Raw genomic sequence first — 24,649 nt, forward strand, 5'->3', positions numbered from 1 at the left:
ATCACAATTTACTGATTAGTGGCTGTACTCGCGCGTAGGTTTGTGAGACAGCGCATACTGGGCCGCATGAGTGAACACGCCGCTGCAATCAGCACCCAGATCGACGACTGGCTCGCGGTCTACGACACCGCCGACTCCGACGCGGCCTACCTCCTCGTCGACCGGCACGACCCCGCCCGCGTCGCCTTCACCCAGATCGAGGTGGGCGCCGACGGAGAACTGCTCACCGAAGACCTCACCTACGGGCAGCTCGCCGACCAGTCGCGGCGCCTCGCGACCGCGCTCGCGGCGCGCGGGATCGGCTGCGGCGACACCGTCGGCGTGCTGATGGGTAAGCGGTCCGAGCTCGTGGTGTCGCTGCTGGCGATCGCCCGCCTCGGCGCGGTCTACATTCCCCTGTTCACCGCCTTCGCCACCCCGGCCATCGAGATGCGACTGACCGGCGGCGCCGCGAAGCTCGTGATCACCGAACCCAGCCAGGTGGACAAGGTCAAGGGTCTCGAGGGCGTCGAGACGCTGGTGGCCGGACCCGAGTTCGACGCGCTCATCGCCGACAGCGAGCCGCTCGCGGAGTCGGTCGCCGTGGGCGGCGACGGCATGCTGGTGCTGCTGTTCACCAGCGGTACCACCGGCAACCCGAAGGGCGTGCCGGTGCCGGTGCGCGCACTGGCCGGCTTCCACGCGTACATGCACTACGGCCTGGACGTGTCCGACGACGACGTCTACTGGAACGCCGCCGACCCCGGCTGGGCCTACGGCCTCTACTACGGCATCCTCGGTCCGCTGGCCATCGGCCAGCGGAACCTGCTGCTGCACGCGGGCTTCTCGCCGGAGGTCTTCGTCAAGGTCCTCGGCGAGCTCGGCGTCACCAACCTGGCGTCGGCGCCGACGGTGTACCGCAGCCTGTCCAACAACCCGTCGATCACCGGCTTCGGCCTGCGTCGCGCGTCGTCGGCGGGTGAGCCGCTGACGCCCGACGTGGTGTCGTGGGCGGTCGGCGCGCTGGGCTGCGAGGTCCGCGACCATTACGGCCAGACCGAGCACGGCATGTTCATCAACAACCACTGGCACGACGACGTGCGCAAGCCGGTGATTCCCGGCTCGATGGGCTTCTCGATGCCCGGCTTCACCTGCGGCATCGAGCGCGGTGAGATCGCCATCGACACCGCGGCCAGCCCGCTGATGTGGTTCACCGGCTACCTCGACGCACCGGAGAAGACGGCCGAGCGGTTCACCGGGCCCGACCGCACCGGCTGGTACCTCACCGCCGACGCCGGTCGTCAGGAGGAGGACGGTCGCTTCTACTTCACCGCGCGCGACGACGATGTGATCATCATGGCCGGCTACCGCATCGGACCGTTCGACGTGGAGAGCGTCCTGATCACCCACCCGTCAGTGATCGACGTGGCCGTGGTGGGCCGCCCCGACCAGCTGCGCGGCGAGGTCCTCGAGGCGTTCTGCGTGCTGGCCGACGGCGTGGTGGGCGACGACGCCCTCGAGCAGGAACTGCAGGTGCTGGTCAAGGAGGGCTTCGCGGCCCATGCCTACCCGCGCGCCGTGCACTTCGTCGACGAACTGCCGAAGACCCCGAGCGGCAAGATCCAGCGCTTCAAGCTGCGCCAGAACTAGTCGCTGCCGCGTCGGTTTCCGTTCCGCCCGTCGGTTTCGGTTGGGCCCGTCGTTCTAGAACGACGGGGCCGGCCGAAATCGGCAGGGGGAGCCGAAACCGGCGGGTCAGCGGCGGCGGGACGACGTGACGGTGAACTTGCTGTTCCGGGCGACCTGCCGGGTGGAGCCGATCATCTTCTCCAGGGACGGGCGGTACTGCAGGTGCGAGTTCCACACGCACCACAGTTCGCCGCCCGGGGCCAGGGCCCGCGCGGCCTCGGCGAACAGGTGCCGGGCGATGGCCGTCGACACCGCCGCGTCGTTGTGGAACGGCGGATTGAGCAGCACCAGTTCGGCGGTGCCGTCGGCGACGGTCTCCAGGCCGTCGGCGCGGACCACCTCGACGCGGTCGCTCAGCTGATTGGCGGCCGCGGTCCAGGTGGCGGAGTCGACGGCCGCCGCGGAACGGTCGACGGCCAGGACACGGAGGTCCGGGTTCGCCGTGGCGAGGGCGGCGGCGATGAGACCGGTGCCGCAGCCGAGGTCCACCGCGGTGGCGGTCTTGGGCAGTCGCGCCAGATTCTGGAGCAGGAACCGCGTGCCGATGTCGACCTTGGTGCCGGCGAAGACGCCGCCGTAGGCGGCCACCCGCAGGCCGATGTCGGGATGATCGGCGGTGCGAGGCCAGGCGCCGAGCACGGCGCGTGCCGCCTCCGGTCGGGCGCCGGTCGCGGTGAGCACGCGTGACTTCTGCCGGGCGTGACTGACGTCGACCCGGTCGAAGACGGTGCGCAGGACGTCGTTCATCGACACCGACATGTGCTTGATCCGGCCCGCGGCGATCACCGTGACGCTCGGATCGGCGAAGGCGGCGATCAGGCCCGCGACCTCGGCGAGTCGGTCCACCGACCGTGGCAGTCGCAACAGCACCGTGGTGGCCCCGGCGAACAGTTCCGGGCCCAGCGGCAGCGACGTGTAGCGGTCCGTCAGGCCGCGTGCCTCGGCGGCCGCGGCCAGCGCGCGTTCACCGGTGATCAGGTCCTGGTGGACGCGAATCTGCTGCGCCCCGCGCTCGGCGGCGCCCAGCGTGAGGGCGCCCGCGACGTCGTCGATCACCACGAGACGCCCGGCGGGCGTGGCCGCGATGACGGCGGCGGCCTCGTCGAGGAGCAGGCGGTCGGCGGCATCGGCATCGGTGGCGGGGGCGTCTGGGGTGGGCGGTTGCGCGGGGGATTCCACGATGCGGAGCCTACCGAGCCAGGGGCGTTCGGCGCCGACCGCGTCGGTAGAATCCGAGGGTGCTCGAGCGGTTCGGGCGGGGAAGGCGAAGGCATGCGACGACGGACCCCGATGGTGTGGAGTGCTGCGGTGGTGAGCGCGGCGACGCTGCTGGTCGGCTGCTCCGTCGACGGCTCCGCCGAGCGCGAACCCGGTGTCCCGGACGCCGCGGGTGCGACGACGTCGGCGGCCGCCACGAGCGCGGCTCCCAAGACTTCGACCGCGAAGACGTCGGCCGAGCAGAGTTCGGCGGCGAAGAGCTCCACCACGTCGTCGCGGACATCGTCGGAATCGGCTCCGTCGACGGCGAGCGGAGTGGCCGACAAGGCGATGACGATGAGCTGCGACACTTACAAGGGACTGACTCCCAGCGAGCAGAAGGAAGTGGTGGTCGAGATCGGCAAGCAGCTGAACAAGAAGCAGCTCGTCGAGAACGAACGGTCGTGGGCGATCGTCAACACCTTCTGCGCCGGCGGGCGGGTCCGCGACAGCCCGGGCGTGCGCGACTCCGAATAGTCGACCGACGCAACGCGACTGCCCCCGTTCCGGGAAACCGGAACGGGGGCAGTCGTTTTCGCGTGGCGCGGTGTGATCAGGCCAGTCGGGACAGCATGCCGAGGCGGTCGTGCGCCTGCGTCATCACCGACTGGATCAGCTCGTCGCAGCTGGGCAGATCGTCGATCATGCCGACCACCTGACCGGACGCCAGGACGCCGGCCTCGGTGTTGCCGTCGACCAGTCCGGCCTTCAGCAGCATCGGGGTGTTGCCTGCCATGATGATCTGCTGCCAGGTGCGGTCACCCGAGCTCTTCATGGTGCGACCGTCGCGGAGCATGGTGGTCCAGCGCATGCCGGTGAGCTGCTTGAACTCGTTGGCATTGCGCGCGGCGGCGATGAGAGCCTTGGCGCGCGAACCGCTTTCGAGCGCCGCCACCAGTTCGGTGCGCAGCACGCGGTGCGGCATGCCGTCGACCTTCACCGAGACCACGGTGTCTTGCAGACCCCGCTTGAGGTACTCCTGCTTGACGCTCTCCGGCACAGCCGAATCCGAGGTCAGCAGGAACCGGGTGCCCATCGCGATGCCGTCGGCACCGTAGGCCAGCGCGGCCACCAGGCCGCGGCCGTCGAAGAAACCGCCCGCGGCGATCACCGGGATCGACGTGGGGCCGTTCTGCCCGCCGAGGGCGTCGATCACCGACGGCAGCAGCAGCGAGGTGGCCACCGGGCCGGTGTGCCCGCCGCCTTCGCCGCCCTGCACGATCACGGCGTCGGCGCCCCACGAGGCCACCTTCACCGCGTGCTTGGCCGCACCGATCGACGGCACCACCACTGAGCCCGCGTCCTTGAGCTTGGCGATCAGCTCCGGCTTCGGGGCCAGCGCGAACGAGGCCACCTTCACGCCCTCGCGGATCATCAGATCCACCCGCTCGGGCGCGTCGGTCGCGTCGGCGCGCAGATTCACGCCGAACGGTCGGTTGGTGAGCGACTTGGTCTTGCGGATCGCTCCCTCGAGCTCGGCGTAGGTCATCGTCGCCGAGGCGAGGATGCCCAGGCCGCCCGCGTTCGCGGTGGCCGCGGTCAGCGACGGACCGGAGACCCAGCCCATGCCGGTCTGGACGATCGGGTACTCCACCCCGACCATCTCGGTGAAGCGGGTGGAGAGGGTGGCGGCTCTCATGCGCGGACCTCACGGTCGCGGAACGACCGCGGATCCAGATCCTCGCGGATCAGCTTGAGCTGCTCGGCGGTCGGGGCCGCGGTGACCGGGGCGGTGTCGAGATCGGCGACCGGGAAGCCGGTGTTCTCGGCGACCTGCGCAGGCGTGACGCCCGGGTGCAGGGACAGCGCCCGCATGGTGTGGTCGGGGCCGCCGAAGTCGAAGACGCCCAGATTGGTGACGACGCGATGGATGTTCAGGTCGTCGTAGGCCGGGTTCGCCGGATCCACCTTGTCGAAGCCGACGCCGCAGACGATGTCGACGGTCTCGGTGAACACGCGCGTGCTGTGCTTGGGCACCCAGTAGCTGGTCGCGTGGTTGATGGTGTTGCCGGGCGCGCCGCGCAGACCGAACATCTGGCGGGTCGGCTGCTGCAGCGGACCGAACGCCGAGAGGTTCTGGTTGCCGTAGCGGTCGATCTGGTTGGCGCCCATCACCACGTGGCGACGGCCGGAGGCCACCACGTCGAACACCTTGCGGAACGGCATCCAGCCTTCGACCGGGCCCACCTTGCCGATGGCCGGGGTGTCGGCCAGGATCAGCGCGTTGCCGTCGGTGATCAGCAGGTCCTGCTCATTGGTCAGCCGGGCCAGGCGAGCGCCCAGCAGCGGCATGGTGGCCATCGGGGAGGCCATGATCTCGCCCGCACCGGTGAAGATGTCCGCGCACGCGGTGACGCAGTACTCGGCCAGGGTGGCGTCGGTGGTGTTCTCGCTCATCGAGCTTCCTCCTGCTGTTCCGCGTGCCACGCGGTCACTTCGTTCTGGTAGGTGGCCTCGTCGACGTCGAGGAACCGCTGCTGGAAGGCGGCCCAGGTCTCCGGGTCGCCGGCGGAGGCGACGTAGAACTTCTGGAAGGCCTCGTCGCGGTCGTAGCCGCCGGCGAAGGTGAAGTGCGCACCGTTGGGGGCGTGCACCACGCGGTCGACGTTCATCCGGTTGACGATCAGGCGCTCGCGCGGCACGGCGTCGACCAGTTCGGCGGTGCTGACCAGCTGGTCCACCTCGACGTAGCGGCGCTCGGCGGCGGCCAGGTACAGGTCGTCGAAGTACGGGTCGATGCCGGTGTAGGCGGCGTTGCCGTGAACGTCGGCGATGTCCAGGTGCACGAACGCGGCGTCCAGCTTGAGCGCCGGCATGGCGATCAGCGTCTGGGTGCGGCCGTCGGCGTCCGGGTACGGCGACTCGATGGTCTTGAGCTCGCCCTCCCAGAAGGCCGACACGTCCGAGCCGAGGCCGGCGCGGATCGGCAGGAACGGCACGCGCGAAGCGGCGGCCTCCAGGCCGCACTTGATCATGCCCTCGTCCATCTCGCGCGATTCGATGGCGCCGGTGGTGCGGGCCTTGGCGAACCACGGGTCGTAGAACGGCGCCGAGTCCAGGGACACGAAGCCGTAGTAGGCACGCTTGACCTTGTCGGCCGCGCACAGCAGGCCGATGTCGGCGCCGCCGTAGGCCACCACGGTCAGATCCTTGAGGTCGGACCGGGCCAGGGCGCGGACCAGCGCCATCGGCTTGCGCCGACCGCCCCAGCCGCCCAGGCCGATGGTCATTCCGTCTTCCAGATCGCCGATGACCTCATCGAGCGAACTCGTCTTATCCCGCGCCATGGTCAGCGCTCTCCCTTCGGCTTGCCCGTTTCGACGTATGCGTCACGGTGCTCGTCGGCCACTCCGGCCAGGTTCAGTTCGTAGGTGTACCGCTGCTCCAGCAGGTAGCTCTTCTTCACATCGACCGGATCGATGTTGTTGATGGCGGCCTTGGCCGCGCGGATCACCCGGGTGTCCTTGACGGCGATCTTGCGCGCCACCTCGAGGGCGGTCTCGAGCAGCTGCTCGGCGGGCACCACGCGGTACACCGAGCCGAAGTGCTCGAGCTGCTCGGCGCTGATGTTCTGCGCGGTGAAGTACAGCGTCCGCATCATGTGCGTGGGCACCAGGCGGGCGAGGTGCGTGGCTGCGCCGAGCGCGCCGCGGTCCACCTCGGGCAGACCGAAGACGGCGCCTTCGGCGGCGACGATCACGTCGGAGTTGCCCACCAGGCCGATGCCGCCGCCCACGCAGAAGCCCTGCACGGCGGAGATCACCGGGACGGCGCAGTCGTACACGGCGGAGAAGGCTGCGGCGCAGCCCAGGTTGGCGCCGACGAGGGCGTCGAAGCCCTCGGTCGCCTGCATCTCCTTGATGTCGACGCCGGCGTTGAAGCCGCGGCCGGACGCCGTGAGGATCACGACGTGGGTGGTCGGGTCTGCTCCGGCGGCGAGGATCGTCTCGGCCAGCTCGAACCAGGCGGCGCTGGGCAGGGCGTTGACCGGGGGATAGTCGACATTGACGACGACGATGCCGTCCTCGGGACGGGCGGTGCTGATCGGCACTCCTGGGCTCCTTCCGGGGCTCCATTACGGCACCAAGCAAATGCTTGGTTGTTTGGTAGAGTAGCACCATGACTGAAGCTGTGCACGAGGCCGGACTCGGCCTCGCTGGTAAGACCGTCCTGGTCACGGGTGGTGTGCGCGGAGTGGGTGCGGGCATCGCGCAGGTGCTGGCCGACCTCGGCGCCCATCCCGTGGTGTGTGCGCGCCGCCCGGGCGACGTCGACTTCGAGTTCCTGTCGTGCGATGTGCGCGATCCCGACGCCGTCGCCGCGATGATCGCCGAGATCGTGGACCGTCACGGGCGGCTCGACGGCGTGGTGAACAACGCGGGCGGCTCGCCGTTCGCGATGGCGGCCGACGCCTCGGACAACTACACCGCCAAGATCATCGGGCTCAATCTGCTCGCGCCGATGACCGTGGCCCGCGCTGCGCACGCGGTGATGGTGAACCAGGACGGCGGCGGCGCGATCGTCAACGTGTCCAGCGTCAGCGGCCACCGGCCGTCGCCGGGCACCGCCGCCTACGGTGCGGCCAAGGCCGGGCTCGACAACCTGACCACCTCGCTCGCCGTCGAGTGGGCGCCCGCCGTCCGCATCAACTCGGTGGTGGCCGGTCCGGTGCAGACCGAGGCGTCCCACCTGCACTACGGCGACGACGACGGCATCGCCGCCGTCGGCCGCACCATTCCGATGGGCCGCCTGGCGCAGCCGGTCGACATCGGCAACGCGGTGGCCTTCCTGCTCTCGCCGATGGCGGAGTTCATCACCGGCTCCACGCTGACCGTGCACGGCGGCGGCGAGAAGCCCGCCTTCCTGGATGCCGCGAACGCCGGCAACGACGTCTGACAAGTTCCGTAAGAGAGAGTGGAAAACTTTGAGTAACAAGGGAAATGAAGGTCGGGTCGTCATCGTCACCGGCGCCGGCCAGGGCATCGGACGCGAGCATGCGCTCGCCTTCGCCGCCGACGGCGCGGCCGTGGTGGTCAACGACTACGCCGCCGACGCCGCGACCGCGGTGGCCGCGGAGATCGTGGCCGCAGGCGGCCGCGCGGTGGCCGCGCCCGGCGACGTGGCCGACTGGGCCGACGGCGAGCGCATCGTCGCCACGGCGATCGCCGAGTTCGGCGGCCTCGACGTGCTGGTGAACAACGCCGGCTTCGTCCGCGACCGCATGCTGATCTCGCTGTCCGAGGACGAGTGGGATTCGGTGGTGCGGGTGCACCTCAAGGGGCACTTCGTCCTGCTGCGGCACGCCGGTGCGTACTGGCGGAGCGAGGCCAAGGCGGGCAACGCGCGCCAGGCTCGGGTCATCAACACCTCGTCCGGTGCGGGCATCTTCGGCTCGGTGGGGCAGGGCAACTACGCGGCCGCCAAGGCCGCCATCGCCGAGCTGACCATTCAGGCCGCCGCCGAACTCGGCGGCTACGGCGTGACGGTCAACGGCATCGCCCCGGCCGCGCGCACGCAGATGACGATGGGCGCCGGCGACGCGATGGCCGCGCAGATGGCCGCGCCCGCCGACGGCTCGTTCGACTCCATGGACCCGGCCAACATCTCCCCGCTGGTGGTCTGGCTGGGCTCGCCCGGCTCCGCCGACGTGACCGGCCGACTGTTCGAGGTGGAGGGCGGCGTCATCACGGTGCTCGACGGCTGGCAGCGCGCCGCGTCGATCGACAAGGGTGCCCGCTGGGAGCAGGACGAGCTCGGTGCGGCGGTCGCCGACCTGATCGAGAAGTCCCCGACACAGGTCAAGCCCTATGGCGCTCGCTGACGACGACAAGGTCGCCGCGGCCAAGGCGTACGTCGATGCGCTGGTGAGCCACGATGCGACCCACGTGCGACTGCACCCGGACTGCACGCGCACCGAACTGGGGATCAAGACCGGACGCAGCGGCGGGCACATCGCCCGCAGTCTGACGTTCGGGCCGCAGTTCCGGCTCATCCATCAGGTCAGCGACTTCTCCGCGACCGTCGACGGCGATCGAGTCGACACCAGTTACCTGGTGCACGTGCAGCCGAAGTTCCTGCGGTTGTCCTCGCGGGTCACCGAGAGCTTCGACCTCGACGAGGTCGGGCGCATCACGAAGATCATCGCCACCTTCTCCGCGCCCGTTCGCGGCTGAGCGACCGACGACAGCGGCGCCGGAACCCCGATCGGGGTTCCGGCGCCGCTGTCGTTGTTCGTGGGCTCAGGCGCCGGGGGCGCGCACCACCATGGGGACGCCCGGGAAGTACATCGCCATCTCCGAGCGCGACTTGCGGAGCGCTGCGGTGCCGAAGCCGTGCTTGCGCTGGCCCGGACGGATCCAGATGCGGACGTCCACCTCGCCGTCGGACAGTTCGCCGAATACCAGGCCGACCTTGGCGTCGCCTTCGAGGGCCACGAGCCAGACGGCGTCCTCGTTTTCCACGCGCGCCACGCCCTTGGCGATCTCGTCGGACAGTGCGCCGGAGGGGGCACCGGAGCCGTCGGCTGCCAGGCCCAACTCCTCGGTCCGCTCGGACAGGATGTCCTCGTCGGCGTCGGCGGAGAACGGGCGGAGATCCAGGGTTTCGCCGGCGGCGGCCGGACGGTCGGCGGCGGTGAAGGTGATCGCGGCGTTGAGATCGTCGAGCTCGGCCTGGTTCTTACGGCGCTGATCCTTCGTGAGCTGGTGGAAGCTCATGTTCAGCACGGCTTCGACGCCGAGCGGCGAGGTGCCGAGGAGTTCGGCGATCGCGGACACGGCGGCGGCGCGGTCGTCGGAATCGACCACGACGTCGAGAACCTCGTGTCGACGCTCCAGTGCGGTGAGCAGAGCTTCGGTCATTTCACGTCGGGCGGTCGCCTTGTCCACATCAATCATGCTTTCGATCGTAGGCCGAAATCGGCTGGCGCGGTGGGCTTGTAGCGAGATGTTTACGTACCGCCCTATCGTCAAACTGAAACACGTTCTAGTGTGAATGCATGGCTGAGAATGTGACTCACGAGTTGACTGACGAGTACCTGCGAACGGGCGTGCACCTGGGCGACCTGATGGTGTCGGCGCTGAAGCGACATGCGGATGCGCAGGTGCTGAGCATCGGTGACCAAGATCTCACCGGTCGCGAGATGGCCGACGCGATCAGCCGGTATGTGCAGGCCTTCGAATCGGTCGGTGCCGGCACCGGCACCGCGGTGGGGCTGCTCGCGTTGAACCGCCCCGAGGTGCTGCTGGTCATCGGTGCCGGGCAGACGCAGGGCTGGCGACGTACCGCGCTGCACCCGCTCGGCTCGCTCGACGACCACGCGTACGTGCTCAACGACGCCGGGGTCGCCACGCTGGTGATCGACCCGGTGCCCAGCTTCGTGGAGCGGGCCGTCGGCCTGCTGGAGAAGGTGCCCGGCCTGGAGCGGATCCTGACGCTCGGCCCGGTGCCGGCGGAACTGGCCGAGGTCGGCGTCGACATCATCGCCGAGGCGGACAAGTACGCGGCGCAGCCGCTGACCGCCAAGATCCTCGACCCCGAGCACGTCGTCTCCATCACCTACACCGGCGGCACCACCGGCAAGCCCAAGGGCGTTGTCGGCACCGCGCAGGCGATGGCCACCATGACGTCGATCCAGCTCGCCGAGTGGGAGTGGCCCGACCGCCCCCGTTTCCTGATGTGCACGCCGCTCTCGCACGCGGGCGCCGCCTTCTTCGTGCCGACCCTGATGAAGGGCGGCAGCATGGTGGTGCTGAGCAAGTTCGATCCGGCCGAGGTGCTGGCGACCATCGAGCGGGAGAAGATCACCGCCACCATGCTGGTGCCGTCCATGCTCTACGCGCTGATGGACCACCCGGACTCGAAGACCCGCGACCTGAGCTCGCTGCAGACTGTCTACTACGGCGCCTCCGCGATCAACCCGGTGCGGCTGGGCGAGGCCATCGAACGCTTCGGGCCGATCTTCGCGCAGTACTTCGGACAGTCCGAGGCGCCCATGGTGATCAGCTACCTCCGCAAGGACGAGCACACCCCGGAACGGCTGGCCAGCTGCGGTCGGCCGTCGGCCTTCCTGCGCACCGCGCTGCTCGACGACGAGGGCAATCGGGTCCCGCAGGGCGAGCCGGGCGAGATCTGCGTGTCCGGTCCGCTGCTGGCCGGCGGCTACCTGGGGCTGCCGGAGCAGACCGCCGAGGCCTTCCGCGACGGCTGGCTGCGCACCGGCGACGTCGCGCGCGAAGATGCCGACGGCTTCTGGTACATCGTCGACCGCACCAAGGACATGATCGTCACCGGCGGCTTCAACGTCTTCCCGCGCGAAGTGGAAGACGTGATCGCCGAGCATCCGGCCGTCGCGCAGGTCGGCGTGATCGGTGTGCCCGACGAGAAGTGGGGCGAGGCGGTGACCGCGGTGGTGGTGCTCCGCGAGGAGGCCGACGACGCCGGCCGCGCCGCGGTGACCGCGGCGATCCAGTCGGCGGTCAAGGACCGCAAGGGCGCCGTGCAGTCGCCCAAGACCGTCGTCTACATCGACGCGCTGCCGCTGACCGGGCTGGGCAAGCCGGACAAGAAGGCGTTGCGGGTACAGTTCGCCTGACCTACGAGTTCGCCTGACTCGCGGCGCCGCACGTCAGCTTCTGGGGCGTGCGGTGCGCCGGGGCGGCCCGGTCCGCACCGCCTGGCGGTGCGGGCTGTGTACGCCGAGCTGATGGCCGGTGGCCTCGAGCCAGTCGGCGATGGGCGTGGCGAGTTCACCGGTCAGCATCCGGCACATCGAGTAGGCGATGCGGGCGCCCTGGAGTTTGGCGAGATCAGCCTTGGGGCCGGCGTGCCGATCGTCGATCGTGGTGTGCCACAACGTCAGCCAGCGTTCGAAATGACGAGGCTCCAAGTGCGCGAGCTGGTGCAGCTCGCGGTGCGGCTCGAAGACGTTGTTGCGGTACTCGCCCTCTTTGAGGATCGCCTTGCACCAGAAATCGGTGATGGCGGGCAGATGCTTGGACAGGTCCATCTGCGCGATGTCGACGAAAACCGGGCCGAGCAAGTCGTCGGCGAAGGCCCGGTGATAGAAATCGCCGAGCAGCTCGACGACCTCGGCGCGGTCGGCGAGGTCGCGGGGGTCGGACCTGCTCATGCCTCGACCCTACGCGTGCGCGTCGGGCCGAGGCATGGGCGTTAAGGCCGTGGTTCGCAGACCACCACCGGGATGTCTCGCTCGGTCCATGCGTCATAGGTGTCGTAGTCGGCGTAGACGTCGACGAGCTTGGCCCACAACGCTTCTCGCTCCGCGCCGGTGGCGGTGCGGGCACGGAGGGGATACTTGTCGCGGCCGAGCTGGATCTCCACGTCCGGGTTCGCGACGAGGTTCAGATACCAGGCCGGGTGGTTCGCCAGTCCGCCCTGCGACGCGACGACGACGAAGGCGTCGCCCTCGCGCAGGTAGATCAGCGGCGCGGTCCGCGGCTGTCCGCTCTTGCGGCCCGTGGTGGTCAGCAGGCAGACCGGCGCGGGTTTGCGCAGGCCCGCACCGACCCGCCACCGGTTGCCGAGTCGTCCGCCGGACAGCCGGTACATGCCGGTGTTCAGGCGGGAGCCGACCTTGATGAGGGTCGCGACGATCGGGGAGTCCAGTTGGGCGGGTCGGTTCTGCGGGTCCATGGCGGTTAGATGCGCTCCAGAATCGTGGCGGTCGACAGGGCGCCGCCGGCACACATGGTGACCAGCGCGGTCTGCTGATCGCTGCGCTCGAGCTCGTGCAGAGCGGTGGTGATCAAGCGGGCGCCGGTGCTGCCGACCGGGTGGCCGAGGGCGATCGCGCCGCCGTTGACGTTCACCTTGTCCATGTCCGGGTTGTGCACGCGCGCCCACGACAGGACCACCGAGGCGAAGGCCTCGTTGATCTCGACGAGGTCGATGTCGGACATGCTCATGCCGGACTTGGCGAGCACGCGCTCGGTGGCCTGCACCGGGCCGTCGAGGTGGTAGTATGGCTCGGCGCCGACGAGGGCCTGCGACTTGATACGTGCGCGCGGGGTGAGCCCCAGCTCGCGGGCGCGGTCGGAATCCATGATCAGCACGGCGGCGGCGCCGTCGGAGATCTGCGACGACGTGCCGGCGGTGTGGATGCCGCCTTCGACGACCGACTTGAGCGCGCTGAGGGTCTCCAGGGTGGTCTCGCGCAGGCCCTGGTCGCGGTTCACGGTGAGCGTCTCGCCGGTGAGCTCGCCCTCGCGGGTGCGCTCGGGTGCGGTCATGGTCAGCACCTCGCGGTCGAACCGGCCCTCCTGCCAGGCGCGCTTGGCGTTCTGCTGGCTGCGCACGCCCAGGGCGTCGACCTCGGCGCGGGTGATGCCCCGTCGTTCCGCGATGCGCTCGGCGGCGGCGAACTGGTCGGGCATGTCGATGCTCCACGACTCCGGGCGACGCGGGCCCGCGTGGGTACCGACGTTGGCGCCGAGGGGCACGTGCGACATGCACTCGACGCCGCAGCTCATGCCGACGTCGATGGCGCCGGTGGAGATCAGGCCGGCGATCAGGTGGGTGGCCTGCTGGGCCGAGCCGCACTGGCAGTCGACGGTGGTGGCACCGGTCTGCCAGGGCAGGCCGGCGTGCAGCCATGCGGTGCGGGTGACGTTGTTGCCCTGTTCGCCGACCTGCATCACGGCGCCGCCGATCACCTGCTCCACCAGGAGCGGATCGATGCCAGCGCGTTCGATCACACCGGTCTGAGCTGCGCCGAGGATCTCCGCGGCATGCAGGCCGGAGAGCCAGCCGTTGCGCTTGCCGATCGGGGTCCGTGCCGCTTCGACGATTACCGGGTCGCCCATGATGTGCCTTCCTGAAGGGTGGAAACTGAGAATATCCACAAAACTAGAACAGGTTCTTGTCACCTTTCAAGCAGTGTGGCACAGTCGTCAGTACCAAAACTGTAACCAGTTCTCATTCGGAGAACTGCCGGATGTGGATAGAGGTGGAGGCGTGACCCAGATGATGAATGGTGCCGCGGCGTCCGATTCGCAGGGAAAGTGCCCGTTCATGGAGCAGGAAGGTTGGGACTTCACCAATCCGGACCTGCTCGAACAGGGCATTCCGATCGCGGAGTTCGCCGAGCTGCGTAAGACCGCGCCGGTCTGGTGGAACGAGCAGGCGCCCGGCAAGGGTGGCGGCTTCCATGACGGCGGCTACTGGGTGATCTCGCGACACAAGGACATTCGCGACATCTCGAAGAACGCGGCCGACTGGTCGACCGCCGAGAACGGCGCGATCATCCGCTTCGAGGACGACATGTCCCAGGACCAGATCGACGTCACCAAGGCGATCCTGATCAACCAGGATCCGCCGGAGCACACCCAGAAGCGCAAGATCGTTTCGCGTGCCTTCACCCCGAAGGCCGTCGGTGCGCTGGAGGAGAAGCTCGACGCTTCGGCGCGCCGCATCGTGAAGGCCGCCGCCGAGTCCGGCAAGGGTGACTTCGTGCACCAGGTCGCCGTCGACCTGCCGCTCGAAGCCATCGCCGACCTGCTCGGTGTGCCCGAGGCCGACCGCGTCAAGCTGTTCGACTGGTCCAACTCGATGATGAACGCCGACGACCCGGAGTTCACCACCGACCCGATGACCGCGTCGGCGGAGATCCTCGGCTACGGCTACAACATGGCCGAAGCGCGTCGCAAGTGCCCGGCCGACGACATCGTGACCACCCTGGTCAACGCCGACGTCGACGGTCACGCGTTGGACGAGGCCGAGTTTGGCTTCTTCTTCATCCTGCTGACCGTGGCCGGCAACGAGACCACGCGTAACGCGATCACGCACGGCATGAACGCCTTCCTGGACAACCCCGATCAGTGGGAGCTGTTCAAGAAGGAGCGCCCGGCCACCGCGATCGACGAGATCGTCCGCTGGGCCACCCCGGTGAACGTCTTCCAGCGCACCGCCAAGAACGACGTCGAGATCGACGGTCAGCTGATCAAGAAGGGCCAGCGCGTCGGCCTGTTCTACGGCTCGGCCAACTTCGACGAAGACGTCTTCGACGATCCGTACACCTTCAACATCATGCGCGACCCCAACCCGCACCTGGGCTTCGGCGGCAACGGCACCCACTTCTGCGTGGGCGCCAACCTGGCCCGCATGGAGATCAGCCTGATGTTCAACGCGCTGGCCGATCTGGTGCCCGACATCACCAAGCTCGAGCAGCCGCGTCGTCTGCGCCACGGCTGGATCAACGGCATCAAGGAACTCCAGGTCGACTATGGCGTCAAGTGACGGTGTGGCGGCGCAGCTGCCGCCCTACCTGAACATCGATCGGGAGAACAACCCGGCCGTCGTGGCCGGCCGTCGCTCCCGCGAGGCCGTGGCCGCGCGGGACAAGGACGCATGGCTGGCGAACTTCGCGGCCGACGGGATCGTCGAGGATCCCGTCGGACCGTCGATGTTCGACGAGGCGGGCGTCGGTCACCGTGGCGCCCAGGCGCTCTCCGAGTTCTGGGACAAGACCATCGGTACCACCGAGAAGATCGACTTCGTCTTCGACAAGGAGATCATCTGCGGCGACGAGGTTGCCTACATCGGCAAGATCGTCACCCATATCGCCGGCCACATCACCGAGGCCGAAGGCGTCTTCACCTACAAGGCGGACGCCGACGGCAACCTGGTGGCCCTGCGGGCCTTCTGGGAAGTGCAGAAGACCATGGAGTCGCTGCGCCCGGCCTAGTCGGTCGACGCAACTACGCGAAAGGCCCCCGCTCACCGGAAGGTGGGCGGGGGCCTTTCTCGCGTCGGCGAGTCCGGGGGGGGGGGGGGGGGGGGCTAGTTGTCGGTGCGCTTGCCGAGCACGTTGCCGTCGACCGACAGCGGGCCCTGCGCGACGAAGCCGACGGCGATCAGACCGGCGATGAGGGCCAGGTTGAACTCGTAGCCGCCGTCGCCGTTCCAGAAGCCCTGGTCCAGGTGGGTGGTGATGATGGCGCCGGCCATGTCGATGATCAGCAGGATCGCCGCCACCGGGACGGCCAGGCCGATGATGAGCGCCGCGCCGCCGACCAACTCGACGATGCCGGCGAACCAGGCCGAGAAGGTGGGTGCCGGGACGCCCATGGCCTCGAAGCCCGTGGCGACATTGCCGATGCCGGTCTGGAAGAACTTCTGCCAGCCGTGGGCGAAGAAGATGACGCCCAGAATGATGCGCGCGATCGTGGTGGCGATGGACTGTGTCTGCACTGATGTCGGCACGGGCGAACTCCTTGATTGTGGGAATGGAGTCACAAGCGTAAACCGGACCGGGGTCCGTATGTTGAGCGGGGGCTGAGAATCTGTCGGCCGGATTCGACTTCGGCTGCGGCCGAGGGGGATTGACCAAAGCAGCGAGACGGCATCGGAGTGGATGCCGCCTCGCTGGTTGTTCCGCGCTGAGCCCGCTGGGAGCTCGGGAGGGTTACGGCTTGTCGGCCCCGACCACCCACATGGAGAAGTACTGCGAGCCGCCGCCGTAGGCGTGGCCGAAGGCCTTGCGGGCGCCTTCGACCTGGTGGTCGCCGGCCTTACCCATCACCTGGATGGCGGCCTCGGCGCACCGGATCATGCCGGAGGCGCCGATCGGGTTGGAGCTGAGCACGCCGCCGGAGGCGTTGACCGGCAGCTTGCCGCCGATCTCGGTCTCGCCGGCCTCGGTGAGCTTCCAACCCTCGTTCTCCGGCATGAAGCCGAGGTTCTCCAGCCACATCGGCTCGAACCAGGAGAACGGCACGTAGATCTCGGCCGCGTCGATCTCCTCGAGCGGGTTGGTGATCCCGGCGTCGCGCCACAACGCGGCAGCCGCATCCCGGCCGGCCTGCGGGCTCACCACGTTGCGGTGGCTGTAGCTCAGCGGCTCGGTGCGCATGGCGGTGGCATGCACCCACGCGACCGATCGGCCATCGGCGATCGCGGCGTCGGCGGCCGCTTCGTCGCCGATCACCACGGCGCAGGCGCCGTCGGACGACGGGCAGGTCTCGTCGTAGCGGATCGGATCCCACAGCATCTGCGAGGCCATCACCTTGTCGACGGTGATGTCGGGCTGGTGCAGGTGGGCCAGGGGGTTCTTGGCGCCGTTGCGCCGGTCCTTGGCTGCCACCATCGCGCCGATGTGCCCGGGTGCGCCCGAGTTGTTGATGTAGGCGCGCACGTGCGGGGCGAAGAAGCCGCCCGCGCCCGCGCCGACCGGCATGGTGAACGGCACGGCGATGGAGAGCGCCCACATCGCGTTGGATTCGGACTGCTTCTCCCACGACACGGCCAGCACGCGGCGGTGCACGCCGGAGGAGACCATCGACGAGCCGACGATGGCGGTGGAACCGCCGACCGAACCCGCGGTGTGCACGCGGATCATCTGCTTGCCCACGGCGCCGATGGCCTCGGCCATCGCCAGCTCGGGCATCATCGAGCCCTCGAAGAGGTCCGGCGCCTTGCCGATGACGATGGCGTCGATCTCGTCCATCGTCACCTGCGCGTCGACCAGCGCGCGGTCGATCGCCTCGCGGATCATGCCCGCCATGGTGACGTCGGTGCGCTTGGCCACGTACTTGGTCTGCCCGGTGCCCAGCACCGCAGAACGATTGCGTCCCATCAGTTCTCGCCTCCTGCGAGTGTCACGACCATGTTCTGCTGAAGCATCGGCCCGCTGCTGGCGTGCGCCAGCGCGGTCGTCGCCTCACCGGTGAGGATGGCCTGCGCGGCATAGCCGATCCGCTGCAGACCGTTGGAGAAGAGCGAGTTGCCGGTGAGGGCCCCGCCCGAGGGGTTGATGCGCACCGAGTCCGGGAGTCGCAGCGCGTTGCGCACGATCAGTTCCTGGTGGGTGTAGGCGGCGTCGATTTCGGCGACGTCCACCGCGCGGCTGCGATCGCCGAAGGCATTGTCGCCGGCCAGGGCCGTCGACGGCGACACGGTGAGGTCGCGGGCGCCGAAGGTGGGGCTGTCGATCCGGTGGTCCCAGCCGGTGATGAACGCCGGGTTGGCGACCAGGTCGCGGGCCTTCTCCTCGGTGGCGATGATGACCGCTGCGGCGGCATCCGCGTACGGCGCGATGTCGTGCGCACGCAGCGGAGCGGCCACGTAGTCCGTGGCCAGCAGTTCGTCGGCGTCGCCGCCGTGGGTGCGGGCGGCCACCTCGGCCATGTCCCGCTCGGTCCAGGTACCGGCGTCCAGTCCGGCGCGTGCCTGCAGGCCGGCCATCGACCGGGCGTCGGGCAGTAGGGGAGCGACCGTGTACGGATCGGTCTGCAGGGCGAGGGTCTTGTCCGAGTTGCCCGCGGAGGCCTTGCCGAAGCCGTAGGCCAGGGCGATGTCGACCTCGCCGGTCAGGATCTTGATCCACGCCTCGTACAGCGCCCAGGCGCCGTCCATCTCGACGTGCGACTCGTTGATCGGCGGCACGGCGCCGATGGCGTCGATCGCGGAGATGAACGAGAACGCCCGTCCCGCAAGGTAATCCGACGATCCGCTGCACCAGAAGTCGATGTCCGACCGGGTGAGGCCGAGCTCGGAGTAGAGGTGGTTGAAGCAGGGCATCAGCATTTCGACACCGTTGGTGGTGCCGGTGGTGGAGGGCACCTTGCGGCTGTGCGCAAACCCCACGACGGCGATCTTCGGCAGTTCTGACTGACTCATATGGGTACGCCTCCTCTACAGGTGGTTCCGGTACGACTCGAACGGCGCGTCAGGCTCGCCGCTCGGTGCGAAGTGACTGACATTGCGCAGCGTGTGGTCCCACTCGGACTCCGGACGCCACACGGCCTTGACGCGCATGCCCATGCGGACGTCCTCGGCGGGGGTGTCCAGGATCAGGTGCAGGAACGGGATGTCGGCGCCGTCGAGCAGCACGTAGGCGGCCACGTACGGCGGCTTGATCTGCTGGCCCAGGAACGGGACGTTGACGATGCAGAAGGTGGTGATGGTGCCGGTGTCGGTGAGCTCCACCTGTCCGGTGGTGTGCGAGCCGTCGGCCGGGCTGGCCACGCGCGGCGGGAAGTACACCTCGCCGGTCGCGACGCGGCCGCCGAGCAGCTTGCCGTTCTTGAGGCCCTCGAGGTACCAGGACTCCACCTCGGTGGCCGCGTGCATCACCGACAGCGCGATCGGGGTGGTGATGACGACGTTGCCGTCGGCGTCGGCGATCGGCTCGGCGTCGGGGCTGTTCACCGCGTCCGACGGTGCGTCGCCGGGCACGAAGGCGGCGATGTCGTCGATGCGGCCGGTGCGGACCGGGCGCCACGTGGCGTGCACGCGCATGCCGGTGGACATCTGCTCGGGGCCGTCGACGTCGACCACGTGCAGGAGAGCGCCGTCGGCGCCGTCGAGCTTGATCAGTGCGAAGGCGAACGGCTTCGAAAGCGCCTGTCCGACAATCGGTTCCGGCTGCCAGGACCAGCTGACGACGGTGCCGCTGTTGCCCACCTCGACCAGTTCAGTGGTGGGCTGGCCGGTGGCCGGGTCGAACTCGACCGGCGGGACCAGGGTTCGGCCGTCGGAGGTGCGTCCGCCGAGGATGCGGCCGTCGCGCAGGGCGAGGGCGAACGGCGAGAGCACCGGTCCGAGGGAGCGGGTGTAGTCGAAGGAGATGGCGAGCTCGGATTCGAGGATCTTCGTGGTGGGAAGGGGGACCTCGACCTGCGGGCTCGATGGCACGTGTGGTGTCGATGCGCTGGTGGTCACTTTTCGAATTAGAACAGGTTCTAGTATGGCGTGCAAGCACATCACCGGAGGATGAGAATGAAACTTGGTCTGCAACTGGGCTATTGGGGCGCGGGCCCGATGACGGAGGCCGCCGCGCTGATCCGCGCGGCCGAGGACGTCGGCTTCGATTCGGTGTTCACCGCGGAGTCGTGGGGCTCGGACGCGTACACCCCGCTGGCGTGGTGGGGCGCCGCCACCTCGCGGGTGCGCCTCGGCACCGCGGTGGCACAGCTGTCCGCGCGACCGCCGACCTCGTTGGCGATGGCCGCGCTGACGCTGGACCATCTCTCCGGCGGTCGGCACATCATCGGGCTCGGCGTCTCCGGTCCGCAGGTGGTGGAGGGCTGGTACGGCCAGCCCTTCGAGAAGCCGCTGGCCCGCACCCGCGAGTACGTGCGGATCGTGCGCGACGTCCTGGCCCGCGAGGCCCCGGTGACCAGCGCCGGACCGCACTACCCGCTGCCGCTGCCCGCCGACGCCGCCGGCGCCGCCGGACTGGGCAAGCCGCTCAAGCCGATCACCCACCCGCTGCGCGCGGACATCCCGATCTGGCTCGGCGCGGAGGGGCCGAAGAACGTGGCGCAGACCGCGGAGATCGCCGACGGCTGGCTCGTCATTTTCTTCTCCCCGCGCATGGCCGGCCAGTACAACGAGTGGCTCGACGAGGGCTTCGCGCGCCCCGGTGCGCGTCGTTCCCGCGAGGACTTCGAGGTGGCCGCCACCGTGCAGTGCGTCATCACCGACGACGTCGCCGCCGCGCTGGATCGCTACCGGCCGTCGACCGCCCTGTACGTCGGCGGCATGGGCGCCAAGGAGCGCAACTTCCACGCCGAGCTGTACACGCGGATGGGCTACGGCGAGGCCGTCGCCGACATCGGCCGTCTGTTCCAAGCCGGCCGTAAGGTCGAGGCGGTCGCCGCGGTGCCCGACGAGATGGTCCGCGAGACCATGCTGCTCGGCACCGCCGACGAAGTGCGCGCGCAGATCGGCGACTGGGAGGCCTCCGGCGTCACCACCCTGATGGTCACCGCCCGCGACATCCCCACCATCGAGGCCCTCGGCACCCTGGTCGACACCCCCGCTCCCTGAGCGTCACTCGCGCCCGCTCCCTGAGCTTGTCGAAGGGTCGTCTCGTCTCGTCATCAGTGGAGCGCGGAGCGGTCGAGCTGTCGGAATGGGTTCGCCCCGCCGGTCTAGACCGGCGGGGCGAACGGATAGCAGCGGCGCGAGCCGAAACCGGCGGCGCTTCGGCCCTTCGACAAGCTCAGGGACCGCAAGCTCGACCGGCGGGGTCAAGCTCAGCCGGCAGGGCGGGCGACTACTGGCCCGTGAAGACCGGCTTCTCCTTGTTGGCGAAGGAGCGGGGGCCGATCTTGGCGTCGGCCGACTGGAAGACCTTCGCGCCCAGCTCGGCGTCGATCTTGAAGGCCTCTTCCTCGTGCAGGCCTTCGCTGTCGCGGATGGTCTTGAGGATGGCCTGCACGGCGAGGGGGCCGTTGGCGGCGATCTGGTCGGCGATCTCCAGGGCCTTGTCCAGCGCGGTGCCGTCGGGTACGACGTAACCGACCAGACCGTACTCCTTGGCCTCGGCGGCGGTGATGTGCCGGCCGGTCAGCAGGATGTCGCAGGCGATGGTGTACGGAATCTGGCGAACCAGGCGCACGGCGCTGCCGCCCAGCGGGAACAGGCCCCACTTGGCTTCGGAGACACCGAACTTGGCGCTCTCGGCGGCGACGCGGATGTCGGTGCCCTGCAGGATCTCGGTGCCGCCGGCGATGGCCGGGCCCTCCACCGCGGCGATCAGCGGCTTGGTGAGACGTCGTCCCTTGAGGAGAGCGGGGAGCTTGGTCAGATCCCAGCCGCCCTTGGCGAACGAGTCGCCGGGCGCGGAACGGTTCATCGCCTTGAGGTCGGCGCCGGCGCAGAAGTAGCCGCCGGCTCCGGTCAGGATCGCGACGCGGATGTCGGGATCGGCGTCGACCTGGTCCCAGGCCGCTTCCATGATGCGCATCATCTCGCTGGAGAGCGCGTTGCGCGCCTCGGGGCGGTTCATCGTGATGATGAGAACGTGCCCGCGCTTCTCGACGAGGCACTCGGGGGCAGTATCGGACATGGAGACCTCCTTGGTCAATCACTTGCCGCGCACAGTAACACGTTCTAGTTTTAGTGCATGGCCTACACCATTGGGGACCTCTTCGAGCACGCCGTCGACCTGATGCCCGAGCGCATCGCGCTGGAATCGGGCGACCGCAAGCGCACCTACGCGGAGTTGGAGGAGCGCAGTAACGCGCTGGCGCACACCCTGCGTGAGCTGGGGGTCCAGCCCGGCGATGCGGTGGGCCTGTACAGCAGAAACACCATCGAAGCCGTCGAGGCGATGCTGGCCATCTTCAAGGCCCGCGCGGTGATGGCGAACGTCAACTACCGGTACGTGGAGCACGAGCTGGAGCACCTGTTCACCGACTCCGGGATGAAGGTGCTCATCCACGAGCAGCAGTACACCGACCGCGTGCTGAACGTGTTATCGAAAACGCCCACCGCGATCACCGCGCGCATCGTGATCGACGACGAGACCCCGGCGATCGACGACGACGGACACCGCTACGAGGACGTTCTCGCGCGCGGCCGCACGGACCGGGATTTCGAAGAGCGCACCAACGACGACCTGTACATGCTCTACACCGGCGGCACCACGGGTAAGCCCAAGGGCGTCGTCTGGCGGCAGGAGGACGTCTGGCGCGTCCTCGGCGGCGGCATCGACTGGTACAGCGGCCGCCCCATCGAGGACGAGTGGGAGCACGCGCGCACCGGCGCCGACTCCGGGCAGCTGGTGCGGTTCGCGATACCGCCGTTCATCCACGGCGGCAGCCAGTGGGCCATCTTCCAGTCGCTGTTCGCTGGCGGCAAAGCGGTGGTCTACCCGGAGTTCGAGCCGCACGCCATCTGGCAGGCCGTTGCCGACCACGGGGTCAACGTCGTCTTCATCACCGGCGACGCCATGGCTCGCCCGATGATCGACGCCCTGGACGAGCGCGACTACGACACCTCCACCGTGGTCTCGGTGGCCTCGTCGGCCGCGCTCTTCTCACCCGCGGTCAAGGACCGCTACCTCGAACGCTTCCCGAACGCGGTGATCGTCGACGCCATCGGCTCCTCGGAGACCGGTTTCGGCGGCATGGGCATGGCGGTCAAGGGCAAGAGCCGCGTCGGCGCGCCGACGGTCAAGGCCGACCCGGAGACCCACGTTCTCCGCGAGGACGGCACCCCGGTGACCCCCGGCAGCGGGGAAGTCGGCGTGCTGGCCCGCTCCGGCCACATCCCGCTGCGCTACCACGGCGATCCGGTCAAGTCCGCGAAGACCTTCGTGGTCTACGACGGCGTGCGGTACTCGCTGCCCGGCGACCACGCCGTCCTCGAAGCCGACGGCACCATCACCATGCTGGGCCGCGGCTCGGGCTCGATCAACACCGGCGGCGAGAAGGTCTTCCCGGAGGAAGTCGAGGCCGCGCTCAAGGGCCATCCCGCCGTGCTCGACACCGTGGTGGTCGGCGTGCCCGACGACCGCTTCGGCCAGCGCGTGGCCGCCGTGATCGCCACCCGCGACGGCGCCCGCCCGTCCCTGAACGACCTGAACGCGACCGTTCGCACCGAGCTCGCCGGCTACAAGTGCCCGCGCAGCGTCTGGTTCGTCGAGGTCGTGAAGCGCTCTCCCGCAGGCAAACCCGACTATCGCTGGGCGGCGGAGATCGCCGCCTCCCGCGACCCCGATGACAGCTCCACCCCCGGCAATACCGCAACGAAAGTGTGAAATGACCGCACCCAAGATCCGTACCGCACTCACCGAGAAGTTCGGCATCGACTACCCCATCTTCGGCTTCACGCCGAGCCAGGACGTCGCCGCGGCCATCAGCCGCGCCGGCGGCCTGGGCGTCCTCGGCTGTGTCCGCTTCAACGACCCGGGCGAGCTCGACGAGGTCCTCGAGTGGATGCACGAGAACACCGACGGCAAGCCCTTCGGCGTCGACGTCGTGATGCCCGCCAAGATCCCCACCGAGGGCTCCAAGGTGGACCTGGACTCGATGATCCCGCCTGAGCACCGGGCCTTCGTGGAGCGCACGCTCGACGACCTCGGCGTCCCGCCGCTGCCGGAGGGCGAGGACCGCATCAACACCGGCGTCCTCGGCTGGCTGCACTCGGTGGCCCGCTCGCACGTCGACGTCTCCATGGAGCACGCCCGCAAGTACGGCCAGATCAAGCTGATCGCCAACGCGCTGGGCTCGCCGCCCGACGACGTCATCGCGCTCTCGCATGAGAACGGCGTCGCCGTCGCCGCGCTGGCCGGCTCCACCCACCACGCGCTGAACCACGTGAGCGCGGGCGTCGACATCGTCATCGCTCAGGGCTACGAGGGCGGCGGCCACACCGGTGAGGTCACCTCGATGGTGCTGTGGCCCGAGGTGGTCGACGCCGTGGGCTCGGCCCCGGTGCTCGCTGCCGGCGGCGTGGGCAGCGGCCGCCAGATGGCCGCGGCGCTGGCGCTGGGCGCGCAGGGCGTGTGGATGGGCACCTACTGGCTCACCGCCGCCGAGTACAAGCTGGGCGCATCCGGCGACGGACCGTCGACCGTCCAGAAGGCGCTCCTGAAGGCCACCTCGCGCGACACCGTGCGCAGCCGGATCTACTCGGGCAAGCCCGCGCGTCTGCTCAAGACCAAGTGGACGCAGGCCTGGGAGGCCGAGGGTGCGCCCGACGCACTGCCGATGCCGCTGCAGAACCTGCTCGTCGGCGAGGCGCACGCGCGCATCTCGGTGAGCGACGACCCCGAGGTGGTCGCCATGCCGGCCGGTCAGATCGTGGGCCGCTGCAACGACATCGTGCCGGTGGCGGACATGATCGCCGACATGGTCGCCGAGTACACCGAGGCCGTGGCCCGGATGGACAAGTCGCTGGGCTGACACCGGTGGCGGGACCGTCGTTCCCGCGAGACGATTCCGCTCCCGCGGGCCTGGAGAAGGCCCGCGGG

Annotated in this window: 25 protein-coding genes; 11 read left to right on the forward strand and 14 right to left on the reverse strand. The window is 69.1% G+C overall.

All coding sequences use genetic code 11. The features are described from left to right. Positions 1-66: 66 nt before the first annotated feature. Complete coding sequence (locus ABD989_RS00440; RefSeq protein ID WP_345312028.1) at positions 67-1,629, forward strand: AMP-binding protein; 1,563 nt, start codon at positions 67-69, stop codon at positions 1,627-1,629. A 105-nt stretch (positions 1,630-1,734) separates the two neighbouring features. On the opposite strand, the gene ABD989_RS00445 is transcribed toward ABD989_RS00440, so the two are convergent. Next, entirely contained in the window at positions 1,735-2,847 is a 1,113-nt protein-coding gene (locus ABD989_RS00445) for a class I SAM-dependent methyltransferase (RefSeq protein WP_345312029.1), read from the reverse strand. Between the two features lie 93 nt (positions 2,848-2,940). Between ABD989_RS00445 and ABD989_RS00450 the strand changes: the two genes are divergently transcribed. Continuing rightward, positions 2,941-3,402 carry a hypothetical protein gene (locus ABD989_RS00450; RefSeq protein WP_345312030.1) on the forward strand — a complete coding sequence of 154 codons (462 nt, stop codon included), beginning with the start codon at positions 2,941-2,943 and terminating at the stop codon, positions 3,400-3,402. Between the two features lie 76 nt (positions 3,403-3,478). On the opposite strand, the gene ABD989_RS00455 is transcribed toward ABD989_RS00450, so the two are convergent. Genes ABD989_RS00455 through ABD989_RS00470 form a run of 4 tightly spaced genes read right to left on the reverse strand, consistent with a single transcriptional unit; the run spans position 3,479 to position 6,976 of the window. After that, entirely contained in the window at positions 3,479-4,564 is a 1,086-nt protein-coding gene (locus ABD989_RS00455; protein ID WP_345312031.1) for an NAD(P)H-dependent flavin oxidoreductase, read from the reverse strand. Then, positions 4,561-5,322 carry a CoA-transferase subunit beta gene (locus ABD989_RS00460; RefSeq protein ID WP_246993798.1) on the reverse strand — a complete coding sequence of 254 codons (762 nt, stop codon included), beginning with the start codon at positions 5,320-5,322 and terminating at the stop codon, positions 4,561-4,563. Before ABD989_RS00460 ends, ABD989_RS00455 begins: the two co-directional genes overlap by 4 nt. Continuing rightward, positions 5,319-6,212, reverse strand: a complete 894-nt coding sequence (locus ABD989_RS00465) for a CoA transferase subunit A (RefSeq protein ID WP_246993800.1) — start codon at positions 6,210-6,212, stop codon at positions 5,319-5,321. Before ABD989_RS00465 ends, ABD989_RS00460 begins: the two co-directional genes overlap by 4 nt. 2 nt (positions 6,213-6,214) lie before the next feature. After that, positions 6,215-6,976 (reverse strand): enoyl-CoA hydratase family protein, encoded by a 762-nt coding sequence (locus ABD989_RS00470; protein WP_246993802.1) that lies wholly within the window; start codon positions 6,974-6,976, stop codon positions 6,215-6,217. 68 nt (positions 6,977-7,044) lie between these two features. Between ABD989_RS00470 and ABD989_RS00475 the strand changes: the two genes are divergently transcribed. From ABD989_RS00475 to ABD989_RS00485, 3 genes are read left to right on the forward strand one after another with little or no spacing between them, the layout of a single operon-like run. After that, the gene (locus tag ABD989_RS00475) at positions 7,045-7,821 is read left to right on the forward strand and encodes an SDR family oxidoreductase (RefSeq protein ID WP_246993804.1); all 777 of its coding nucleotides are present in this window, start codon (positions 7,045-7,047) and stop codon (positions 7,819-7,821) included. A 28-nt stretch (positions 7,822-7,849) separates the two neighbouring features. Next, positions 7,850-8,746, forward strand: a complete 897-nt coding sequence (locus ABD989_RS00480) for an SDR family oxidoreductase (RefSeq protein ID WP_345312032.1) — start codon at positions 7,850-7,852, stop codon at positions 8,744-8,746. Next, on the forward strand, positions 8,733-9,098 hold the full coding sequence (locus ABD989_RS00485) for a DUF8021 domain-containing protein (protein WP_345312033.1): 366 nt from the start codon (positions 8,733-8,735) through the stop codon (positions 9,096-9,098). The genes ABD989_RS00480 and ABD989_RS00485 overlap by 14 nt, the downstream gene beginning before the upstream one ends. 66 nt (positions 9,099-9,164) lie before the next feature. Here ABD989_RS00485 and ABD989_RS00490 read toward each other — a convergent pair whose 3' ends face one another. Further along, entirely contained in the window at positions 9,165-9,821 is a 657-nt protein-coding gene (locus ABD989_RS00490) for a GNAT family N-acetyltransferase (RefSeq protein ID WP_345312034.1), read from the reverse strand. Between the two features lie 101 nt (positions 9,822-9,922). On the opposite strand from ABD989_RS00490, the gene fadD8 reads away from it, so the two are divergent. Further along, the gene (fadD8, locus tag ABD989_RS00495; RefSeq protein ID WP_345312035.1) at positions 9,923-11,518 is read left to right on the forward strand and encodes a fatty-acid--CoA ligase FadD8; all 1,596 of its coding nucleotides are present in this window, start codon (positions 9,923-9,925) and stop codon (positions 11,516-11,518) included. A 33-nt stretch (positions 11,519-11,551) separates the two neighbouring features. On the opposite strand, the gene ABD989_RS00500 is transcribed toward fadD8, so the two are convergent. The 3 genes from ABD989_RS00500 to ABD989_RS00510 are packed head-to-tail and all read right to left on the reverse strand — an operon-like array spanning position 11,552 to position 13,748. Beyond that, on the reverse strand, positions 11,552-12,055 hold the full coding sequence (locus tag ABD989_RS00500; protein WP_345312036.1) for a group III truncated hemoglobin: 504 nt from the start codon (positions 12,053-12,055) through the stop codon (positions 11,552-11,554). A gap of 41 nt (positions 12,056-12,096) precedes the next feature. Beyond that, the gene (locus tag ABD989_RS00505) at positions 12,097-12,579 is read right to left on the reverse strand and encodes a nitroreductase family deazaflavin-dependent oxidoreductase (RefSeq protein WP_246993814.1); all 483 of its coding nucleotides are present in this window, start codon (positions 12,577-12,579) and stop codon (positions 12,097-12,099) included. A 5-nt stretch (positions 12,580-12,584) separates the two neighbouring features. After that, on the reverse strand, positions 12,585-13,748 hold the full coding sequence (locus ABD989_RS00510; protein WP_345312037.1) for a steroid 3-ketoacyl-CoA thiolase: 1,164 nt from the start codon (positions 13,746-13,748) through the stop codon (positions 12,585-12,587). Positions 13,749-13,908: 160 nt separating this feature from the next. Between ABD989_RS00510 and ABD989_RS00515 the strand changes: the two genes are divergently transcribed. Then, positions 13,909-15,180: a cytochrome P450 gene (locus tag ABD989_RS00515; RefSeq protein WP_246996927.1), complete on the forward strand. Its 1,272-nt coding sequence runs from the start codon at positions 13,909-13,911 to the stop codon at positions 15,178-15,180. Continuing rightward, the gene (locus ABD989_RS00520) at positions 15,167-15,628 is read left to right on the forward strand and encodes a nuclear transport factor 2 family protein (RefSeq protein ID WP_345312038.1); all 462 of its coding nucleotides are present in this window, start codon (positions 15,167-15,169) and stop codon (positions 15,626-15,628) included. Before ABD989_RS00515 ends, ABD989_RS00520 begins: the two co-directional genes overlap by 14 nt. A 95-nt stretch (positions 15,629-15,723) precedes the next feature. Here ABD989_RS00520 and ABD989_RS00525 read toward each other — a convergent pair whose 3' ends face one another. The 4 genes from ABD989_RS00525 to ABD989_RS00540 all read right to left on the reverse strand — a co-directional run bounded on the left by ABD989_RS00525 (position 15,724) and on the right by ABD989_RS00540 (position 19,605). Next, the gene (locus tag ABD989_RS00525) at positions 15,724-16,146 is read right to left on the reverse strand and encodes a DoxX family protein (RefSeq protein WP_345312039.1); all 423 of its coding nucleotides are present in this window, start codon (positions 16,144-16,146) and stop codon (positions 15,724-15,726) included. 202 nt (positions 16,147-16,348) lie between these two features. After that, the gene (locus ABD989_RS00530; protein ID WP_345312040.1) at positions 16,349-17,518 is read right to left on the reverse strand and encodes a thiolase domain-containing protein; all 1,170 of its coding nucleotides are present in this window, start codon (positions 17,516-17,518) and stop codon (positions 16,349-16,351) included. After that, a complete protein-coding gene (locus ABD989_RS00535; protein WP_345312041.1) occupies positions 17,518-18,561 on the reverse strand; it encodes a thiolase domain-containing protein in 1,044 nt (347 codons plus the stop codon). Before ABD989_RS00535 ends, ABD989_RS00530 begins: the two co-directional genes overlap by 1 nt. A gap of 15 nt (positions 18,562-18,576) precedes the next feature. Then, positions 18,577-19,605, reverse strand: a complete 1,029-nt coding sequence (locus ABD989_RS00540) for a Zn-ribbon domain-containing OB-fold protein (protein ID WP_345312042.1) — start codon at positions 19,603-19,605, stop codon at positions 18,577-18,579. 57 nt (positions 19,606-19,662) lie between these two features. Between ABD989_RS00540 and ABD989_RS00545 the strand changes: the two genes are divergently transcribed. Further along, positions 19,663-20,715 (forward strand): LLM class F420-dependent oxidoreductase, encoded by a 1,053-nt coding sequence (locus tag ABD989_RS00545; RefSeq protein WP_345312043.1) that lies wholly within the window; start codon positions 19,663-19,665, stop codon positions 20,713-20,715. Positions 20,716-20,944: 229 nt separating this feature from the next. Here the strand turns inward: ABD989_RS00545 and ABD989_RS00550 are convergent, their stop codons facing one another. Continuing rightward, positions 20,945-21,739 (reverse strand): crotonase/enoyl-CoA hydratase family protein, encoded by a 795-nt coding sequence (locus ABD989_RS00550; RefSeq protein ID WP_246993834.1) that lies wholly within the window; start codon positions 21,737-21,739, stop codon positions 20,945-20,947. Positions 21,740-21,796: 57 nt separating this feature from the next. Here ABD989_RS00550 and ABD989_RS00555 point away from each other — a divergent pair, with 57 nt between their 5' ends. Further along, positions 21,797-23,434, forward strand: a complete 1,638-nt coding sequence (locus ABD989_RS00555; protein WP_246993836.1) for an acyl-CoA synthetase — start codon at positions 21,797-21,799, stop codon at positions 23,432-23,434. 16 nt (positions 23,435-23,450) lie between these two features. After that, the gene (locus tag ABD989_RS00560) at positions 23,451-24,581 is read left to right on the forward strand and encodes an NAD(P)H-dependent flavin oxidoreductase (protein WP_246996929.1); all 1,131 of its coding nucleotides are present in this window, start codon (positions 23,451-23,453) and stop codon (positions 24,579-24,581) included. Positions 24,582-24,649 lie beyond the last annotated feature (68 nt).

It is taken from the genome of Gordonia alkaliphila (genome assembly GCF_039542465.1).
GTDB classification, from domain to species: Bacteria; Actinomycetota; Actinomycetes; order Mycobacteriales; family Mycobacteriaceae; genus Gordonia; species Gordonia alkaliphila.

Coding starts and splice junctions, on each gene's coding strand:
- ABD989_RS00440 (WP_345312028.1), top strand. CDS start 67: ATGAGTGAACACGCCGCTGCAATCAGCACCCAGATCGACGACTGGCTC.
- ABD989_RS00505 (WP_246993814.1), bottom strand. CDS start 12,579: ATGGACCCGCAGAACCGACCCGCCCAACTGGACTCCCCGATCGTCGCG.
- ABD989_RS00465 (WP_246993800.1), bottom strand. CDS start 6,212: ATGGCGCGGGATAAGACGAGTTCGCTCGATGAGGTCATCGGCGATCTG.
- ABD989_RS00490 (WP_345312034.1), bottom strand. CDS start 9,821: ATGATTGATGTGGACAAGGCGACCGCCCGACGTGAAATGACCGAAGCT.
- ABD989_RS00530 (WP_345312040.1), bottom strand. CDS start 17,518: ATGGGACGCAATCGTTCTGCGGTGCTGGGCACCGGGCAGACCAAGTAC.
- ABD989_RS00515 (WP_246996927.1), top strand. CDS start 13,909: ATGATGAATGGTGCCGCGGCGTCCGATTCGCAGGGAAAGTGCCCGTTC.
- ABD989_RS00460 (WP_246993798.1), bottom strand. CDS start 5,322: ATGAGCGAGAACACCACCGACGCCACCCTGGCCGAGTACTGCGTCACC.
- ABD989_RS00520 (WP_345312038.1), top strand. CDS start 15,167: ATGGCGTCAAGTGACGGTGTGGCGGCGCAGCTGCCGCCCTACCTGAAC.
- ABD989_RS00555 (WP_246993836.1), top strand. CDS start 21,797: ATGGCCTACACCATTGGGGACCTCTTCGAGCACGCCGTCGACCTGATG.
- ABD989_RS00475 (WP_246993804.1), top strand. CDS start 7,045: ATGACTGAAGCTGTGCACGAGGCCGGACTCGGCCTCGCTGGTAAGACC.
- ABD989_RS00535 (WP_345312041.1), bottom strand. CDS start 18,561: ATGAGTCAGTCAGAACTGCCGAAGATCGCCGTCGTGGGGTTTGCGCAC.
- ABD989_RS00500 (WP_345312036.1), bottom strand. CDS start 12,055: ATGAGCAGGTCCGACCCCCGCGACCTCGCCGACCGCGCCGAGGTCGTC.
- ABD989_RS00485 (WP_345312033.1), top strand. CDS start 8,733: ATGGCGCTCGCTGACGACGACAAGGTCGCCGCGGCCAAGGCGTACGTC.
- ABD989_RS00550 (WP_246993834.1), bottom strand. CDS start 21,739: ATGTCCGATACTGCCCCCGAGTGCCTCGTCGAGAAGCGCGGGCACGTT.
- ABD989_RS00455 (WP_345312031.1), bottom strand. CDS start 4,564: ATGAGAGCCGCCACCCTCTCCACCCGCTTCACCGAGATGGTCGGGGTG.
- ABD989_RS00510 (WP_345312037.1), bottom strand. CDS start 13,748: ATGGGCGACCCGGTAATCGTCGAAGCGGCACGGACCCCGATCGGCAAG.
- ABD989_RS00450 (WP_345312030.1), top strand. CDS start 2,941: ATGCGACGACGGACCCCGATGGTGTGGAGTGCTGCGGTGGTGAGCGCG.
- ABD989_RS00545 (WP_345312043.1), top strand. CDS start 19,663: ATGAAACTTGGTCTGCAACTGGGCTATTGGGGCGCGGGCCCGATGACG.
- fadD8 (WP_345312035.1), top strand. CDS start 9,923: ATGGCTGAGAATGTGACTCACGAGTTGACTGACGAGTACCTGCGAACG.